Here is a 16,707-nt window from a genome sequence, read left to right on the forward strand (position 1 = left end):
TTATGTCCCCTTCCTATTCTACGCCTTCCACAACTCCGATGTATGGAAGATTTCTATATTTCTGCGCATAATCCAGTCCATATCCCACAACAAATTCATCCGGGATATTAAATCCTACATAATCTACATTGACATCCATCACTCTTCTCTCTGGTTTATCTAACAGTGTACAGAGTTTCATGCTGTTTGGATTTCTCTTCTTGAGAATCTCAAGAAGGTAAGATAATGTACGTCCAGAGTCAATAATATCCTCTACAACAAGCACGTCTTTTCCTTCCAGACTTTCATCCAGATCTTTTGCGATCTTGACAACTCCGCTGGATGTCGTTCCATCTCCATAGCTGCTTACGCTCATAAAGTCCATAGAAACCGGAACAGTAATTCTCTTCGCCAGCTCGCACATAAAGAACACACCGCCCTTCAGTACACAGATCAGATGTACCTGCTTTCCTTCGTAGTCCTTGCTGATCTTCTCTCCTAAGTCTCTGATTCTCTTTTCTACTTCTTCTTCTGAAACTAATACCTTAATTGTCTCTGCCATGGCTTTCTCCTCCATCTATTTGTATTTGTAAAATTCTTTTTGTATGTTCGTCTGGTCTCCCGCAAAAACTCAGGCGATGTCCAACTACCCATAAAATATGGCTTCCATCTGCAATCAGCAGTATCTCTCCCCGCTCACTTGCAGGAATCTTCTCATTGATCAGGTAAGATTTCAATTTCTGTTTCCTTCCCTCCCGGTCAATGACAATGTAATCACCTGGTCTTCTTGTTCTCACACACAAATCATGTTTAATTATATCATAATCAAAACAGTTCGTGTGACTTTTTTGCATATTTCCGGGGGTCTCTGCCAAATCCACGATTCTGCATGTAACTGCGGTCTTTTTCCCCTTAGGAGTTTGGTAAAAGACCGTTCCCGGAATACGGCATTTTACTTCTAATGGAAGCTCCTCCTCCCGGAGCAGTATCCCTTTTTCTTTTTTTTGCCGTACTTCCTTTTCTTTCTCTCTGGCTGCATGTACTTTCTCAAGTGTCACTCCCTCATATCCCCGCACTGCCCGCATATGATACGGAAGCATGATCTGTCTTCCACATTGCTTCCCGAAAAGTGTGCTGACGTCTGCAACATGGACTGCTGACAGATCTTTTGCCTGCCCCGCCACTTCCTCCATACAGGAAAGCACTGTCATCTCTCTGAGTATCTTATCTCCACTCTGAAAAGGCTCTGTCCGGATCAGAAGTTTTTCACCCTTCCTGCTGACACAGTTTTCTTTAAATACTTTCAGCTGCTTTTCCAGAAATTCCTGCACGCCCCGGAGCTGCTCTGCCGCCTCACTTAAATGCGCTGCCGCCCGCGGATTGATCTGGTTTTCCATATAAGGAATGACCCGGTTGCGGATTTTATTGCGTGTATAGTCTTCTGTCAGATTTGTCTGATCTGTCTGATATCGTATTCCATTTTGTTCCAGAAATCCCTCGATCTCCCTGCGTTCCAGACAAAGAAGCGGGCGAACATAACGATCCCTGACCGGTTTGATCCCTGTCATTCCATTGAGTCCTGTTCCTCTTACAAGATTCATCAAAAGTGTCTCTGCATTGTCATTCTTGTGATGTGCCAAAGCAATCTTGGCTGCCCCATATTTCTGTGCCGCCCTCTCAAACGCTTCTCTTCGGATATTTCTGCCGGCTTCCTCCATAGATTGTTTCCTCTTTTTTGCAATTAATTCCAGATTGCAGCGTACAATTTCCAGAGGAATACCAGCTGTCTCACAAATGTTTTGGACAAATCTCTCATCCGCATCTGCATCCTCGCCGCGGATCCCATGATTGACATGCACCGCCACGAGCTTCACCCCCAATTCTTCCTGCAGATAATGCAAAATGAAAAAAAGGCATACCGAATCCGCCCCTCCCGATATGCCTGTAATCACTGTTTCTCCCCGCTCAAACATCCGGTGCTCTTGTATATAAGCTCGCACCCGCGCAGGAATCTCCTTGTTCTTATATTGATATGCTCTTGTTTTTTGCTCTTTTTCAGCCATATCTACGTTCCTTTTCCCTTTTGTTCTCCTACACGTTTTGTGTATTTCCTCTCTATGATACTATGATTATCCAAAAGAATCCAGTCACACTTCTATCCTTTCCACACTCCTGCCACCAAAACTGTCATGTCATCCTTTGGGGTCTCGCCGGTAAACGCAAGCACCTGATCTAAAATGTATTGTGCCATCTCTTTTGGATTGACAAGCTTCATTCCGCCTATGATTGTCTCCATCAACATCTCCTGCTCCACAACCGGAAGAGCATCCAACACCCCGTCTGTCATCATCACGACAAATTCTCCGCTTCTCAGTGTCCGTTTTACCATGTCAATCTCCAGATTGTGCAGAACCCCAATAGGGAGGCTTGTCGAGGATAATCGTTCCACCCCATTGCGATATTTAATAAAAGTTGTCGATGCGCCCACTTTCAAAAATTCACATTCCCCTGTATACCGATCAAAAATTCCCATATCTACCGTAGAAAAATGAATTTCCTCACGCCCCATCACAAGCGCTGTATTAATCATCTGGATCGCCAGTTCCCCAGGAAAACCTGAAGTCAGAAGTTCTTCCAAAAGTTCTACGACCATCGCACTCTCCTGAAACGCCTTCCTGCCCGATCCCATCCCATCTGAAAGAGCAGATGCAACCCTTCCACCTGGCATCGCCACTTCCAGAAAACTGTCTCCGGATATTGTATCTCTTCCTTTTCCTATTTTAGCAACCCCCTGCATAATATGGAACTGATACGGCTCGATACAGACATACGGTTCATACTCTTTTCCCAACATTGTGCGGCTCTGTTCCTCAAATACAAATTTCCTGCCATACGTTCTGGAAATGATTTGAATCATCTCCTTCGTCTCCACTCCCACATCTTGTACTGCCTTTGCATTCAAGTGAATCTCATGCTTTCCTCGCTCCGTACAAAGAAAAGTCATATCCAACACTTTTACCCCTATTTTCTGCAGCCGTTTTCGAATTTTTTTCTCCATCCGAACATCAATCAGAATGCTGTCCTCAAATTCTTTTGCCGTACTTTTAATGATCTGCGCAAACAAATCCATCTGCACCGCACATCCCTCCCGGTTTTTTACAAGCCGGTTCGACCAGAGCATATTTTGTTTTGCTTCATGAAAGACCTCTATGAGCGCGCTCTGGAACTTTGGCGCCATCACACATTTTTTCTGTAATTTCCGCTTTGTTTCCAGATTCAATTCTTTTCCATATTCCTCGATGGCATGCAGAACTTCATATCCCAGCTGGTAAGTATGGACATAGTCCTCTCCCCAACACCGCTCCATATGATCACATTTTGTACAGACACTCTCCTCCACCTGAAAAAACATCTCCTGCAGTTCATCTTTTGTAAATACCTGCTTCTGCCGCTCCAGTTTTAAAAATACCTTCGATAAATGTTCCAGTGAATCCGCCAGTTTTCCAATCTGTACTGCATAAGGGCCCGAAATCCCAGCCTGTCCCATTCCAGCCTTCTCCATTTTTATTCTCCCCCTGTCCGTTCTTTTCCTTTTTTGTCTGCTGAACAGAACAAAGAATCTCGCAAACGAGATTCTCACGCGAAACGTATTTTTTATTACATAGGATTTTGTGAAAATTTCCTATGTAATAAAAAAACTTTAGGAAATCCAATTATTTCCTAAAGTTATCATTTGTAATCTTATTATTTTGTTGGTTTTAATACAATCTCATCTTCATATACAAATCCAAATTTTTCCTTTGCCACATCTTCTACATAAGCGTCTGTGCCAACATACTCTTTGTACTTCTCAATTTCTTTTGTCCTGTCTTTTTCTTCTTTGATCTGTGTCTCCAGCTCTGCCTGTTGCTTTTTATATGCTTCATTCTTCGCCCGTAATGAGACCCCTCCGACAGACACAAGCACGATCAGCAACATGATTACGGAACTAATCAGCACCATACTTCTTCTATGTGCCCGCATTCTCTGCCGCTGTTGTCTTGTACGACTTTTTTCTTTGATATGCTTCATTACTGTTACCCACCTTTGTATGTGTGTATTTCCAGACTACTCTAAAGCCATTCTAATGGGTTTCCCTCTTTTTTTCAATACTTTTCTTGATTTTTTTATAGATTTTCCGCATCTGTGAAAATATCGCTGCAAACAGACTAATCCCTGCCAGTGTCCCTGTCACAAAGAACCACCGGATGCTTCCATCACTCGTAAGATAAATCTTTACAGACAGATACAGGCTGATTCCGATCCAATAAAACAGATCTTCCAGTGTCACCGCTGTCAGATTGTGGGGCAGAATCCTTCTAAAAATGCGGATCATATCATAAATTCCCATGACAACAAACCCTGATAAAACTGCCTGAATAAAAATATTTGCTTCCTCCCCGATTCCAGACATAGGATCACCTATTTAAACAGTTTGGAAAAGAAGTTTTCTCCCTGCTTTGCAGCACTCTGGCTGATATCCGAATAAGCGATGCTGTCGATATGTCCCGCCAGATCCACTTCTCCTTTTTCCACACTCAGCCGGTTCACATGGAGATCTTTTCCCTTCACCATAAGCATTCCTTGTTCTGTCTCAAGCAGTATCTCATTTAAATCAAAGGAAAGTACATCCAGTACACCTGTCACCGCACTTGTCTTTCGGTTATTGATAACTAATTTATGAGGTTTTTGTACCTGTCTTTCTTCCACTATACCCACAACCTTTCTATCTATGATCAGTACGTCTTCTTTCTCTCAATTATATGAAAGGTTGTTCATATTTATGATGATTTACAGATACCTCATTACAGATACCGGAATAAATCTTTTGCTTCTTCTTTCTTTGTCGTATCTTGAATTGCAAGCACTTCTACCTTCACGGTCTTTGTCCCGAACTGGATTTCAATGACATCCCCCGGTTTTACCTTTACAGAAGCTTTTGCCACAGTTCCGTTTACAAGGACACGCCCTGCATCACACGCCTCATTAGCAACCGTCCTTCTCTTGATCAATCTGGAAACTTTTAAAAATTTATCTAATCTCATTTTCTTTCCCTCATGTAACAAAGAACTGCCGCAATTCTCGCAGCAGTTCTTGTCTTCTATTTCTTATTGGATTGTCTATCTGAATTATGCATTTACAGCATCTTTTAATGCTTTACCAGCTTTGAATTTCGGAGCCTTGCATGCAGCGATCATCATTGTTTCTTTTGTATGAGGATTTCTTCCTTCTCTTGCTGCTCTTTCTGTCACTTCAAAAGTACCAAATCCTACTAACTGTACTTTCTCGCCTTTTTTCAATTCTTCTGTTACAACGTCTACAAAAGCTTTTAATACTTTCTCAGAGTCTTTCTTAGATACTTCTGCTGCTTCAGCAACTGCTGCGATTAATTCTGTTTTGTTCATGAATATGTTCCTCCTCTAATTTAGCTATAGAATATATGAAATATATAGATTCTATCCGTTTTGAAGGGCCGTTCCCTCCGCATTTGCAGGCTGTTTACCCTTATTGTACTGTTATAGTTATAACTGTTTCCCTATTGTTTGTCAAGGAATTTTTCGTGTTTTCCACGTCCCGGAACATGTTTCAGACACCCTCCGGTTCTTTTCCCTGAATACTTGTTGATAATTCGCCTTAACTATAACATTTTTTCAATCATTTCCAGCACAGATGCACCCATTTTTGCAGAAATCTCGTCCGCATTTTCCAGAGAATTTCCCTTAATTCCATAATAGAATTTCACTTTTGGCTCTGTACCGGAAGGACGTACACATACCCATGCATCATTTTCCAATTCATAATAAAGTACATTGGAAGCCGGAAGTCCTGTATCGCTTGTCTCTCCTGTCCGCAAGTCTTTGATCGTACCTGCCTTGTAATCTCTCGCTCTTTGTACGCCATATCCCCCGATCTCTGCCGGCGGCTCCTTGCGCAGCGTCTCAAGAATATTCTGGATCTTCTCAAGTCCTTCGATACCTTTAAGTGTGATAGACTGGATATCATCTTTGTAATATCCGTATTTCTCATACATGTCGATCATCGCATCCCAGAGCGTCTTTCCAAGCGTCTTATAGTATGCCGCCGCTTCACACAACGCCATTGTTGCAACGATTGCATCCTTGTCTCTCGCATAAGTACCAATCAGACATCCATAGCTTTCTTCAAATCCGAAGAGATACGTTCCTATTCCAGTCTTTTCAAATTCGAGGATCTGCTGTCCGATAAACTTAAATCCAGTCAGAACATCGATCAACTTCACTCCATAGCTCTCTGCGATCGCTTTTGCCATGTTGGATGTCACAATGGATTTGATCAGGCAACCGTCCTTTGGAAGACCTTTTACTGCCTTTGTCTGGCTGATCTCATAGTCTGCAAGAAGACATCCTGACATATTTCCTGTCAGAACTTTGTACTCTCCTGACTTTGTATCCTTTACATAAACTCCCAGACGGTCTGCATCTGGATCTGTTGCAAGAACAAGATCGGCATCTACATCTTTTGCAAGCTTTAAGCCAAGCTCAAAAGCTTCTTTTGCCTCCGGGTTCGGATAAGATACTGTTGGGAAGTTTCCATCTGGCAATTCTTGCTCTTTGACTACATAGACGTTCTCAAATCCAAGTTCTTTTAAAATGCGCCTTACCGGAATATTCCCCGTTCCGTGAAGCGGGCTGTATACGATCTTTAAATCTTTGTTCATCTGGTCGATGGCATCCTGGTGGATGACTTGCTTTTTGAGTTCCTCCATGTAGGCGTCATCAACAGCTTCTCCGATCACCTCATAAAGTCCCGCTTCTTTTGCCGCTTCAAGGCTCATCGTCTTGACTGTAGCATAATCTGTCACTGCCTCAACTTCTGCCATGATCCCGGTATCATGCGGCGGTGTGATCTGTGCGCCGTCTTCCCAGTATACCTTATATCCGTTATATTCCGGTGGATTGTGGCTTGCTGTAATATTGATTCCGGCAATGCAGTTTAACTTTCTTACTGCAAAAGAAAGTTCCGGTGTCGGGCGGAGTGACTCAAATACATATGCCTTGATCCCATTTGCTGCAAGGCAAAGCGCCGACTCGTCCGCAAATTCCGGTGACATTCGTCTGGAATCGTATGCAATCGCAACTCCTCTGCCTTCTGCCCCATTCTTCAGAATATAATTTGCCAATCCCTGTGTTGCTTTTCTGACTGTATAAATATTCATCCGGTTTGTACCTGCTCCGATTACTCCCCGAAGTCCTGCAGTTCCAAATTCCAGATCTTTATAAAATCGTTCTTTGATCTCATTATCGTTCTCTTTGATCGCTGTGAGTTCGGCTTTTGTGTCTGCATCAAAATAATCGTTCTCCAGCCATTCTCTGTATCTTTTCTGATAATCCATCCTGGTACCTCCTAATCTCACTTTTTATCTATTATACAACACGTTACTATAAATGAAAAGAAAATAAATCTTTCAAAAACTGATTCTTCTTTTCTGTCTGTGCAATAGATATCTGTAATTTTTCTACACTTTTTTCCGGGATCCACGCCTTGTTTGAGTGATAGTAACTATTCGCAACTTTCCAGAATTTCTCCGGATAAGCAAGCCGTACTGCCAGGTAATCCAGCTCCTCTCTGCTGATTGTCTTTCCCTTATCATATGTCTCTAAAAGCATGTTTCCAATCCGTTCATTCCATTGGCATTTCTCCATGACTTTTCTCAGAAAATAATAGAAATCTGCCATCTGTATATCCTCCCGGAAATGTTCAAAATTTGTCGTTGCCACTCCCCGATATGTCATGAGCACATTATGGTAATTATAATCCCCATGGATCCACGTGTGTTCTGTCTTACTTTTTTGTCTGAGCGTTTCATAATGATCTGTCTCCAGTTTTCTGACAACCGCTTCACCGAGTGCATGCTGCTCTTCAAATTCTTTTAAGTACAACAGCTCAAATTCACCTTTTCCGACTTTGTTTCGGATAAAGGTCCGAACCTTCCGCAGTTCCCTGTTATGTCTCTGATACTCCTCTTTCAGATCATGCTCTCTTACAACCGTTCCTTCCTCCAGAACATCCGCTCCAGCCATCAGGTTGTGAAGATATGCTAAATTAGCAGTAGCACTGCAAAGTTCCTCCTCATTTCTGACATCACACTCTCTGCCCCCATACCAGCGTTTCAATATATATTTTGTCTGGTCCGGAGCGCTTGTCACATATTCTCCCTCTTTGTTTGGAACAATCGTATCCACCAGTCCATGCCCTTTTTCCTCGAGCTGGTGACACAGTTTATATAAAAGAGGCACTCGTTTCTCTGAGAAAGTAAGTTCTTTCAGTAAGAGCATGCCTCTGTCTGTATCGCATAAAATGGCACCTCTTGTCTTTCGGGTGCCTTTTACTTCTATATGATACTGTTCCAATACATCTGTTTCAAAATCCTTCATAACTGCCCCCTATAATCATTTTTCCGCCACTGCCTTTTGCAGTAACTTTGATTTTCTCTCTAGCCTATGATTTTTTGGACAGAAGTATGATTCTTTTTCTGAAATTTATGCAACAAATTTTGTGATCGTTTCAATGGCCTCTCTCACCTTGAAAACAGAAACCTCCGCTAAATATCAAATCGATTTTGCACAAACCGAAGCAGATGCTCTTTATTATTGAACTCCGGATATTCAAGTACAATCCGCAGAAGCTCATTTAACACTTCTCCAATCTGCTTTCCCGGTTTCATACCGATTCCGATCAAGTCCGTTCCGGTCACTGCAAGCTGTTTTAAACTGACACACTCATGGTCTGCCACAATTTCCTCATAACATTTCTGAAGACCACTTAAATTTTCCAGTTCTTCTTCCCGTCGGTACATGCTGTGCGCCAAAATATCTGCTCTTTTTACGAGAAGATACATAGGAAACAGTTCCGCACTGATCTTGCTCATTGCCTTTCTGACATTCTTTTTCTCTGCCGGCATCCGGTAATCATGCCAGCGGACAAGTTTTGTCACCTTATGGATCGTATCATTGTCAAATTTTAACCGGCGAAGGATTTCTTTCGCTTTCTGCTCTCCCCTGATGTCATGTCCTTTAAAATGAGCCGTTCCATCTGCATCCACGGTCTTCATCTCTGGCTTTGCGACATCATGGAGCAGCATCGTAAGACGCAGCACCTTGTCCGGCGGCACATTGCAGACTGCCTGAACCGTATGCTCACCCACATCGTACCTGTGGTATTTTGTCTCCTGACCGGTCCGCATCATCTCATCAAACTCCGGCAAGATGACTGCGGTGACCCCCAGATGATATGCTTCCCTGATCAACTCCGGCGAATCTGACACAAGAAGTTTTACCAGCTCTGTCTGAATCCGCTCAGCGCTGATCTTCTCCAACGTCGGGGCAAGTTCTGTCATTGCCTCCTTCGTCTCTTTTTCCAGAGAAAATCCAAGCTGCGCAGCAAAACGCACTCCGCGCATAATGCGGAGCGCATCTTCTCCAAACCGTTCTCTGGCATTTCCCACACAGCGGATTATCTTTCGCTTCAAATCATCCATTCCGCCAAAAATATCGACGATCCCTTCTGTATCATTGTATGCCATTGCATTGATCGTGAAGTCCCTGCGGAGCAAATCTTCCCTTAAATTTCTTGTGAAGATCACTTCCGTCGGGTGTCTGCTGTCTTCATATTTCCCGTCAATCCGGTATGTCGTCACCTCAAATCCTTCTTTTCCGAGAAGGACAGTCACTGTCCCGTGCTCAATCCCGGTATCGACAGTTCTTGCAAATAGTTTCTTTGTCTCATCCGGGGATGCTGAAGTTGTGATATCCCAGTCTCCCGGCTCTCTTCCAAGCAGCGAATCTCTGACACATCCACCTACCGCATATGCCTCATATCCATGCTCCTGCAATGTCTGTATGATCGTATTTACTTTTTCCGGCAACTGTATCTTCATGATCTATCCCCCTGACTTCCCATGTACGGTCTAAAGTATTTATCTTCCATACATCGGTACAGTAAAAATTAGTATGCTTTTCCCCAGTAAACCATATGCTTTGCAGGTTTGCCGCAGTGTACACAGGTTCCGGTGATCTCTTCCTGCTCAAATGGGATACAGCGTGAAGTCACCCCTGCCTCTTCCTTCAGAGCATCCTCACATTCCTGACATCCACACCACATTGCTTTAATAAATCCCGGCTTCTCATCTGCCAGTTTCTTAAACTCTTCCATGCTGGAAGCAGTATATGTGTGTGCATCTCTATGCTCTCTTGCTCTCTCAAGCATCTCTTTCTGCATAGTATCCAGTACTTCTGCTACCTTCGTTTCTAACTCTTCGAATGGAACTATGATCTTCTCTCTTGTATCTCTTCTTACAACTACTGCATGTCCTGCCTCAATATCCTTTGGTCCTAATTCAATCCGAACCGGAATTCCTCGCATCTCCTGCTCAGAAAATTTCCATCCCGGACTCTTGTCGGAATCATCCACTTTGACACTCAGTCCTGCTTTTTTCAGCACTTCTTTCACTTCATATGCCTTGTCAAGCACACCGTCCTTTTTCTGTTGGATCGGGATGACCATCACCTGAACCGGTGCGATTCTTGGAGGAAGTACAAGACCACTGTTGTCTCCGTGCACCATGATGATAGCTCCGATCATACGAGTTGTCATTCCCCAGGATGTCTGGTGTACATACTGTAATTTATTTTCTTTATCTGTATATTGAATTCCGAATGCCTTTGCAAATCCATCTCCGAAGTTGTGACTTGTTCCTGACTGAAGTGCCTTTCCATCGTGCATCAAAGACTCGATCGTGTAAGTTGCCTCTGCCCCTGCAAATTTCTCCTTGTCTGTCTTTCTTCCCTTGATCACCGGGATCGCAAGTACTTCTTCACAGAAATCCGCATAGACATTTAACATCATAATTGTTCTTTCTTCTGCCTCTTCTGCTGTCGCGTGTGCTGTGTGACCTTCCTGCCATAAGAATTCTCTGGAACGAAGGAATGGTCTTGTTGTCTTCTCCCAACGCACAACCGAACACCATTGATTGTACACTTTCGGAAGATCTCTGTGTGACTGGATATCCTTTGCATAAAAATCACAGAATAATGTTTCTGAAGTCGGTCTCACACAAAGTCTTTCCTGAAGCGGCTCAAGTCCTCCGTGTGTCACCCACGCAACTTCCGGTGCAAACCCTTCCACATGATCCTTTTCTTTCTGCAGAAGACTCTCCGGAATAAACATCGGAAGGTATACATTCTCTACACCTGTCTCCTTAAATCTGCGGTCCAATTCATGCTGGATATTCTCCCAGATTGCATATCCTGCAGGTTTGATCACCATACACCCTTTTACACTTGTGTAATCGATCAGCTCCGCTTTCTTTACCACATCCGTGTACCATTGTGCAAAATCATCTTCCATGGAAGTGATCGCTTCTACGAGTTTTTTGTCTTTCGCCATACTTTTCTTCTCCTTTTCTTTGTTCCATGCAAAGCACATCCCACTAATAGACTGCGCTCTTTTTTCGTGCATGGATCTTTGCTTTTCTATATATTTGATCGGGAATGAAAAAAAGAGCCTTTCAATCCCTCTGCAAGGGACCGAAATGCTCGGCGGTACCACCCTTATTAATCATAACCGGCTCCGGCTACTGCCATCTCCAGCTAAAATTCTCTCTGTCCTCTTTAACGCAGATGTACGCTGTGCTTTCACACAGAAGCTCCAAGGCAGGTTCAATACATCTTCTGCAAGAATCTCTCACCATCCGATTCTCTCTCTGTGGCATATCCTATATTTACTAATCCTCTTCCTCGCTCTTGTTTCGTAAGCTCATTTTAAGAGAATTTCCTCCCTTTGTCAAGAAGTCCCTTCTCCTTTTTGCAGTAGCTCCCGGACGATCTCTTTCCCCGCAAGATATCCGAAAGGACCTGTGATCACACCACTTACACCAAACAGACGAATTCCCACATAGACCGTGACAAGTACCATAATCGCAGGGAGTCCCAAATGCTCCCCAATCAGCTTCGGCTCTAAAAATTCTCTCGTCAGATTGCAGATCACAGACAATCCCGCATAAACTGCTGCAAACAAAAAGCGTCCTTGAAATGCCTGCACAATTGCAAGTGGATATAATACAACTGCCGTTCCAAGTACCGGCAGCGCGTCAAGAAACCCGATCAATACTCCTAACAGCAATGCATACGGATTTTTCAAAAGCAGAAACGTCACCGTACAGAGTGCCGCGATCACAGACATAATGATCAGCTGTGCTTTCAGAAACATTCCTCCCATATGAAAAATCCGTTTCAAAATCTTCACAAAATGTCTGTACCCAATACTATGTGATGCTTTCTCTTTCAGCTTGTCAAAATCATTGACGAGCAGAATGATCGACACAAAAATAATAATCCCAACCCCTGCCACTTCGATGATCGTTCTGACATACCCCCATGAATTTGCCATCAGTTTCGGTACAAACTGCCTTTCGATATTTTCTGCAATGGTTGCCATCCGTGTCACAAAAAGTGACTCCAGTTCTCCCGCCTCCATTCCGAAAACTCCGCTCATGCTCCGACAACATTGATCTAAAAACAGCTCCATCTTTCCGGCATAAAATCCATAGTGTTCAATAAAGTAACAGAACTGCTGTACGAGTGTGCTCCCAAGAAACCACAATGCTGTGCCTACCACACCTAAGATGATCAAAAGCAGACCCCCGGCAACAGCTCCCTGATTCAGCTTTGTATGTGCATGGATGTTCCTGACAAGCGGTCTTAACAGATATGCTACCAGAAATGCACAGAAAAAGGGGAGCACAAGTGGCAGTATATACTTGATTCCAATATACATGCCCCCTGTGACTCCCACAACAACTATCACTGTCTTCCACTGTTCTCTCTGCATTCCCATCACCAGCCCCGTCTTTTCCACGCATGTCCTGAACAGTCAGCGACACACGGTAGTGATGTTAGTATTGCCGTCCCATCGTCCTTTATACAACTTTTTTAAATTTTTGAAGCAAAAAACAAATCAAACCCCGCTACTTGCGGCTGTATCTCAAACTGCATCTGCTTTTTTGTCTTTGGATGCACAAAAGTAAGACTGCTTGCACACAGAGCAATCTGCCCTCTTGCTTTTTCCTCTCCTCCGTATTTTACATCTCCGAGAATCGGACATCCCATCCCCGACATCTGCACACGGATCTGATGATGTCTTCCTGTGTCCAGATGAATGTTTGCCAGTGCCTTTCCCTCTGCCTCCCCTTGTATTTTATAGGAAAGCCTTGCTTCTTTCGCCCCGGCATCCGACTTTCTGCAAATTTTTGACAGATTTGTCCTGCCATCCTTGACAAGGTAATCTGTCAGCTGTCCTTGCGCCTTCTCTGGAACCTTGCACAGTACTGCCTGATAATATTTTCCAAAACCACCTGCCTGAAGCTGACGGTTCAGCTCTTTTGCAGCCTGCGGCGTCTTCGCAAATACGACAATCCCCTCCACCGGCTGATCCAGACGATGAATCACCCCAAGATATGGTTCTTCTTTTCCCCCTTCCTGTTGGTATCTATAGTTTTTCAGCAGACTGACCATATCTTTTGTCTGAATCTGCTTCGTCTGTACCGGAACACCTGCCGGCTTTCTGCACACAATAAGATCTCTGTCTTCATATAAAATATAACTCTGAATTTCCACGTTTTTCTGCCTTTCTTGATCTATAGCCTTACAGCTTTGCTGTTTTTTATCCCTGCTCTTGTCAAAGAGCCAAAGTTATTTTACCCCATTCCTTGACAAAGAGTCAAAAAAACCGCCGCAAAAATGTCATCTCAATCCATCTCTGCGGCGATCTCAATGCTTTTAATTCATCGCGTTCTCTACGCTTCCTCTACATCTCCCTCAAGAAGTGCCTGTTCATAGCGCTCCAAAATCGTTCTCTGAATCCTCTCTCTCGTATTTGAGTTGATCGGATGTGCGATATCACGGTATTCTCCATCAATTGCTTTCTTACTTGGCATTGCGATGAAGAGTCCCTTCTCTCCTTCGATTACCTTAATATCATGTACTACGAATTCGTCGTCCATTGTAATTGATACTACTGCCTTTAATTTTCCTTCTTTTGCTACTTTACGCACTCGTACATCTGTAATCTGCATACTTTTGTCCCCTTTCACCGCTTCTACATCGCGTATCTCTCATTTTTCTCTACAACTACTTTTATTCCATCTTCTCCTACATGGCGAGTGTTCGCACGAATTGTATCTCTACTCTCTACGATACAATTTTCAATATAGGTATTATCTCCTAAATAAACATCATTCAAGATGATGGAATTCTTAATTACACAATTATTCCCTACAAATACTTTCTTAAATAATACTGAATTTTCCACAGTACCATTGACGATACATCCACTTGCAATCAAACTGTTCTTTACGCATGCACCCGGATTATATTTTGCCGGTGGAAGATCGCTCACTTTTGAATAAACATTCGGATATTCCTTAAAGAAATATTTTCTCACTTCTTGCTTCAGGAAATCCATATTTGTTCTGTAATAATCATTAACTGTAGCAATATTACTCCAGTAATTGCTAATCTTATATCCATAAATTTTCTTTACATTCTTATACCGGATCAGAATGTCCTGCACAAAGTCAAATCTTCCCTCTTCTGCACATCGCTCAATCAGATCGATCAGCTGTCTTCTTCTGATGACATAAATTCCTGTTGAGATGATATTAGATCTGCTCAGTACCGGCTTCTCCTCAAACTCCTCAATCCTGCAGGAATCATTCATCTTAACCGTTCCGTAACGGCTGACATCTGCATCCTCATCCATCTCTTTGCAGACAACGGTAATATCTGCTTTTTTGGCAATATGATATTCGAGCACTTTATTATAATCCAGCTTGTACACTGCATCTCCAGATGTAATGATCACATATGGCTCATGGCATTTCTTAAGAAAGTCAAGATTCTGATAAATCGCATCCGCAGTTCCTCTGTACCAGTATCCATTCTCCATTGTAATCGTCGGTGTAAATACATACAGACCACCTTGTTTTCTTCCAAAGTCCCACCATTTGGAAGAATTCAGATGTTCATTCAATGATCTGGCATTGTACTGTGTCAGCACCGCGACTTTCTGAATATGTGAGTTTGACATATTGCTAAGTGCAAAGTCAATGCTCCTGTAACTTCCTGCTACCGGCATCGCTGCCACTGCACGTCTATGTGTCAGTTCCCGCATCCTGCTGCTATTTCCACCCGCTAAAATAATTCCTACTGCTTTCATCCCTATTCACCTACCTTAATTAATGTTTCACCACTTGCAAGCTCTCCGTTTATGTAATCCTCTTTTGATGTAACACCACTAATGGCGGTATTCTTGCCGATCTGTACATCGGATGGGATCACAGAATCTTCCCCAATGGTCACAAGTCCAAATCCATAGATATCCGGTCTCATCTTATTCGGTGTATCGCTTCCCGTTCCAAGTGTGACGTTATCTCCAATCTGTACATTCTCCGCAATGATCGCTTTGTCAATCACACAGTGATCTCCGATCACAGCATCCTTCATGATAATGGAGTCTCTCACAACGCTTCCTTTTCCAATCGTTACACCAGAACTAATGACAGAACTGTGGACTTCTCCATAGATATCACAACCATTTCCAATAATGCTCTTCTCCACAGCAGACTGATCTGAAATATAATGCGGCGGTAAAATACCACTGTTTGTATAAATTTTCCAATATTCCTCATATAAATTAAATTCCGGAATAATATCTATTAATTCCATATTTGCTTCCCAGTAAGATCCCAGTGTTCCGACATCTTTCCAGTAGCCATTGTACTCATATGCAAATAATCTTTGTTTCTTTTCATGACAATAAGGAATAATATGCTTTCCAAAATCACATGCCGGCTGTTCCGATAAAGCCTTGAGTGCTTCCTTTAATACCGGCCAGCTAAATATGTAGATACCCATAGAAGCCAGATTACTTCTCGGCTGTGCCGGCTTCTCTTCAAACTCCTGGATCCGGTTCTCTTCATCTGTAATGACAATACCAAACCTACTTGCCTCCTCCAGAGGTACCGGCATCGTAGCAATCGTGACGTCTGCATGATTCTCTTTATGGAAATCCAGCATCACTTCATAATCCATCTTATAAATATGATCCCCGGAAAGAATCAGTACATAATCCGGATTATACATCTCCATATAGTTCATATTCTGATAAATAGCGTTCGCCGTACCGGTATACCACTCACTGCTTGTGCTTTTCTCATACGGCGGAAGCACTGTAACTCCTCCAACATTACGGTCCAAATCCCACGGAATCCCGATTCCAATATGTGTATTCAGGCGTAATGGCTGATACTGCGTCAATACACCGACAGTATCGATTCCTGAATTAATACAGTTACTTAATGGAAAGTCTATGATTCTGTATTTCCCCCCGAATGCAACTGCCGGTTTTGCTACTTTTGATGTAAGAACACCTAATCTGCTGCCTTGTCCACCTGCCAACAACATTGCAATCATTTCTTTTTTTATCATGTCGTCACTCCTTCTAAGTAATTTAATAGTTGTATTATAGCATAAAAAGGTAATAAAATGAATGTTTTTTACATAAATAATTGTTTTTTTTAAAACTTTTTATGTATATTTTACAAAAAATTATAGTTTGGCTTTTTTTCCATATACCGTTATAATATAATGAAAG

17 protein-coding genes and 1 other annotated feature are annotated in these 16,707 nt (G+C 42.7%); all 17 genes read right to left on the bottom strand.

All coding sequences use genetic code 11. The annotated features are described in order from the left end of the window. Window positions 1–13: 13 nt before the first annotated feature. Window positions 14–541: a hypoxanthine phosphoribosyltransferase gene (gene hpt, locus EDD74_RS03370; RefSeq protein ID WP_008977583.1), complete on the bottom strand. Its 528-nt coding sequence runs from the start codon at window positions 539–541 to the stop codon at window positions 14–16. Then, window positions 525–2,042 carry a tRNA lysidine(34) synthetase TilS gene (gene tilS, locus EDD74_RS03375; protein WP_116440919.1) on the bottom strand — a complete coding sequence of 506 codons (1,518 nt, stop codon included), beginning with the start codon at window positions 2,040–2,042 and terminating at the stop codon, window positions 525–527. Before tilS ends, hpt begins: the two co-directional genes overlap by 17 nt. A gap of 92 nt (window positions 2,043–2,134) precedes the next feature. After that, window positions 2,135–3,541: a SpoIIE family protein phosphatase gene (locus tag EDD74_RS03380; RefSeq protein WP_008977586.1), complete on the bottom strand. Its 1,407-nt coding sequence runs from the start codon at window positions 3,539–3,541 to the stop codon at window positions 2,135–2,137. Between the two features lie 182 nt (window positions 3,542–3,723). Continuing rightward, complete coding sequence (locus EDD74_RS03385; RefSeq protein ID WP_116440920.1) at window positions 3,724–4,050, bottom strand: septum formation initiator family protein; 327 nt, start codon at window positions 4,048–4,050, stop codon at window positions 3,724–3,726. A 52-nt stretch (window positions 4,051–4,102) separates the two neighbouring features. Further along, window positions 4,103–4,432, bottom strand: coding sequence for a spore cortex biosynthesis protein YabQ (gene yabQ / locus EDD74_RS03390; RefSeq protein ID WP_116440921.1), 330 nt, complete (start codon window positions 4,430–4,432; stop codon window positions 4,103–4,105). 8 nt (window positions 4,433–4,440) lie between these two features. Then, the gene (gene yabP, locus EDD74_RS03395) at window positions 4,441–4,728 is read right to left on the bottom strand and encodes a sporulation protein YabP (protein WP_008977589.1); all 288 of its coding nucleotides are present in this window, start codon (window positions 4,726–4,728) and stop codon (window positions 4,441–4,443) included. Between the two features lie 95 nt (window positions 4,729–4,823). Further along, window positions 4,824–5,063, bottom strand: coding sequence for an RNA-binding S4 domain-containing protein (locus EDD74_RS03400; protein WP_008977590.1), 240 nt, complete (start codon window positions 5,061–5,063; stop codon window positions 4,824–4,826). Between the two features lie 84 nt (window positions 5,064–5,147). Continuing rightward, a complete protein-coding gene (locus EDD74_RS03405) occupies window positions 5,148–5,423 on the bottom strand; it encodes an HU family DNA-binding protein (protein ID WP_008977591.1) in 276 nt (91 codons plus the stop codon). Between the two features lie 233 nt (window positions 5,424–5,656). Next, entirely contained in the window at window positions 5,657–7,390 is a 1,734-nt protein-coding gene (locus tag EDD74_RS03410; protein ID WP_116440922.1) for a phospho-sugar mutase, read from the bottom strand. Between the two features lie 46 nt (window positions 7,391–7,436). After that, complete coding sequence (locus EDD74_RS03415) at window positions 7,437–8,432, bottom strand: CotS family spore coat protein (protein ID WP_116440923.1); 996 nt, start codon at window positions 8,430–8,432, stop codon at window positions 7,437–7,439. Between the two features lie 167 nt (window positions 8,433–8,599). Then, a complete protein-coding gene (locus EDD74_RS03420; protein WP_016439902.1) occupies window positions 8,600–9,934 on the bottom strand; it encodes a CCA tRNA nucleotidyltransferase in 1,335 nt (444 codons plus the stop codon). Between the two features lie 68 nt (window positions 9,935–10,002). Next, the gene (gene proS / locus EDD74_RS03425) at window positions 10,003–11,442 is read right to left on the bottom strand and encodes a proline--tRNA ligase (protein ID WP_009263767.1); all 1,440 of its coding nucleotides are present in this window, start codon (window positions 11,440–11,442) and stop codon (window positions 10,003–10,005) included. 132 nt (window positions 11,443–11,574) lie between these two features. Continuing rightward, window positions 11,575–11,802, bottom strand: a binding site (T-box leader). A gap of 36 nt (window positions 11,803–11,838) precedes the next feature. Then, the gene (locus EDD74_RS03430) at window positions 11,839–12,891 is read right to left on the bottom strand and encodes an AI-2E family transporter (RefSeq protein ID WP_242990024.1); all 1,053 of its coding nucleotides are present in this window, start codon (window positions 12,889–12,891) and stop codon (window positions 11,839–11,841) included. Between the two features lie 95 nt (window positions 12,892–12,986). After that, window positions 12,987–13,670 (bottom strand): RluA family pseudouridine synthase, encoded by a 684-nt coding sequence (locus EDD74_RS03435; protein WP_009263769.1) that lies wholly within the window; start codon window positions 13,668–13,670, stop codon window positions 12,987–12,989. Between the two features lie 179 nt (window positions 13,671–13,849). Then, complete coding sequence (gene spoVG / locus EDD74_RS03440) at window positions 13,850–14,128, bottom strand: septation regulator SpoVG (protein WP_008977598.1); 279 nt, start codon at window positions 14,126–14,128, stop codon at window positions 13,850–13,852. 23 nt (window positions 14,129–14,151) lie between these two features. After that, on the bottom strand, window positions 14,152–15,270 hold the full coding sequence (glgD, locus tag EDD74_RS03445) for a glucose-1-phosphate adenylyltransferase subunit GlgD (protein WP_009263770.1): 1,119 nt from the start codon (window positions 15,268–15,270) through the stop codon (window positions 14,152–14,154). A gap of 2 nt (window positions 15,271–15,272) precedes the next feature. Next, window positions 15,273–16,541: a glucose-1-phosphate adenylyltransferase gene (locus EDD74_RS03450; protein ID WP_008977600.1), complete on the bottom strand. Its 1,269-nt coding sequence runs from the start codon at window positions 16,539–16,541 to the stop codon at window positions 15,273–15,275. Window positions 16,542–16,707: the final 166 nt, after the last annotated feature.

This window comes from Faecalimonas umbilicata (assembly GCF_004346095.1).
In the GTDB taxonomy this organism is placed as follows: domain Bacteria; phylum Bacillota; class Clostridia; order Lachnospirales; family Lachnospiraceae; genus Faecalimonas; species Faecalimonas umbilicata.